This window comes from Streptomyces beijiangensis (assembly GCF_017315755.1).
Classification (GTDB): domain Bacteria; phylum Actinomycetota; class Actinomycetes; order Streptomycetales; family Streptomycetaceae; genus Streptomyces; species Streptomyces beijiangensis.
Genome location: NZ_JAFLRJ010000629.1, coordinates 1 through 1697, shown reverse-complemented (window position 1 = coordinate 1697; position 1697 = coordinate 1). Strand labels below are relative to the sequence as shown.

General features: G+C 71.7%; 3 protein-coding genes. 1 reads left to right on the top strand and 2 read right to left on the bottom strand.

All coding sequences use genetic code 11. The features are described from left to right. Positions 1–313: ribonuclease FAU-1 family protein (locus tag J0695_RS37700; protein ID WP_206969307.1), on the bottom strand; the 313-nt coding region annotated here is incomplete at its 3' end. After that, positions 294–1214, bottom strand: coding sequence for a GNAT family N-acetyltransferase (locus J0695_RS37695; protein ID WP_206969305.1), 921 nt, complete (start codon positions 1212–1214; stop codon positions 294–296). The genes J0695_RS37700 and J0695_RS37695, both read right to left, overlap by 20 nt. Before the next feature lie 68 nt (positions 1215–1282). On the opposite strand from J0695_RS37695, the gene J0695_RS37690 reads away from it, so the two are divergent. Continuing rightward, positions 1283–1657, top strand: a complete 375-nt coding sequence (locus tag J0695_RS37690) for a GntR family transcriptional regulator (RefSeq protein ID WP_206969302.1) — start codon at positions 1283–1285, stop codon at positions 1655–1657. The last annotated feature ends 40 nt before the right edge of the window (positions 1658–1697 follow it).

Sequence of the window (1697 nt, the reverse complement as noted above, 5' to 3'; positions counted from 1 at the left end):
CCGCCCCGCGGTCCTCGACGGTGAGTTGGTGTCCGTCGAGGACCGCGGGGCGGGTCACGTCGCAGTACCAGCCCTTGAGCACGCCGTCCGAGGAGCGGACCTCCTTCACGGCGTACCAGCGGTCGCGCCAGTAGTGCTCGGTGAAGACGTCGCCCGGCTCGAACCGTACGAAACCGAAGTCACGGACCCCCGTTCCGGCCCACTCCGCGCGGACGGCGATGTGCGTGCCGTCGTCGGTGAGCAGCTGGGCCGGGTAACCGACCTTGATACGGCCCGCCTTGGTGAGGGTGACCTCAACCGAGCTCGCGGACATGACGTACCTCCGTTGCGCAGATCTCGTATCCGAACCACTTGTTGATCGCCAGCATCGGGCCGTTGCCGGCGTCGTTGCCGGTGTAGGCGTCCGTGTATCCGGCCGCGCGGGCACGGTGCAGGGAGTCGTTCTTGGCCAGCTTCGCCAGACCCCGGCCGCGGTAGGCGCGACGGGTGCCGGTCCCGCCCGACGAGTAGCGGGTCAGGCCGTCGGTCTGGGCGATGCTGAAGGCGGCCACCTCGCCGTCCACCAGTGCGACCGAGGTGAGTGCGTGATCCGCGGTCGGGTGGCGCCAGGTGCTGCGGAGCCAGTCCTCGTAGTCCGAGAGCGAGGTGGGGATGTCGCTCGGCTCGTCGGCGACCGCCTCCGCGTCGGCCTCGAAGAACGGGCGCGGATCGTCGGCGAAGTCCGCCGCGGTTCGCAACTCGACGCCGGGGGGCAGGTCCTGGAGCGGCGGGAGGGCGCCGTTCGCCAGGTCCAGATGGAGGAAGTGGGCCGACCGGCTCGGCCGGTAGCCGCGGCGCTCGGCGAAGGCCAGGTTCGCGGGCCCGTCCAGCACCCAGCTGTAGACGGCGGTGGCGCCCGCGTCGGCGAGATAGGTCTCGGCGGCCCGCACGATGAGGCTGCCCGCGCCCAAGCCCAGGCGCTCGGGGTGGACGTAGGCATTGATGAAGCCCTGGCCCGGCTCGGCCGCGTCGTGCGCGATGCCGACCTGGGCCGTGCCGATCACCTCGCCGTTCAGCTCGGCCACCAGCGGGCGGAAGCGCCGGTCGGGGTGGGCGTTGGCCAGGTCGAAGGCGATCTGTTCGGGGGTGGTCACCATGAACGGGAGGGCGGCCCGTCGGACCCGGACCCATCCCTCGGCGTCGGCCGGGCGGAAGCTACGGATGATCACAGTCATGAGCAGCCACGTTACGCAGGAGGGTGGTGCGGTCGCCTCCTGTTTTCCCCTGGAGGAGAATCAGCGGCGTGACCTTGAGGATCGTTGTGGATACGAATGATGCCGTCGCCCCCTTCGAGCAGGTGCGGGCGCAGATCTCGGACCAGGCCCGCTCCGGGCGGGTCCCGGTGGGGTACAAGCTGCCCACCGTACGAGGGCTGGCCGAGGAGCTGGGGCTGGCGGCCAATACGGTGGCGAAGGCGTACCGGGCGCTGGAGACCGACGGGGTGATCGAGACGCGGGGGCGCAACGGGACGTTTGTCGCGGCGGCGGGGGATGCGGCTGAGCGGGCGGCGGCGTCTGCGGCGCAGGAGTATGCGGAACGGGTTGTGCGACTCGGGCTCAGCCGGCGGGCGGCGGGGACGGCGGTCGAGGAGGCGATCCGGGCGGCGTACGCGAAGTAGGGAGCGGGGCGGGCCGGCGCCCATTCGGGGGCTCCGCCCC

Excerpts from the sequence above, each read along its gene's own strand:
- J0695_RS37695 (WP_206969305.1), bottom strand. The coding sequence starts at position 1,214 with ATGACTGTGATCATCCGTAGCTTCCGCCCGGCCGACGCCGAGGGATGG.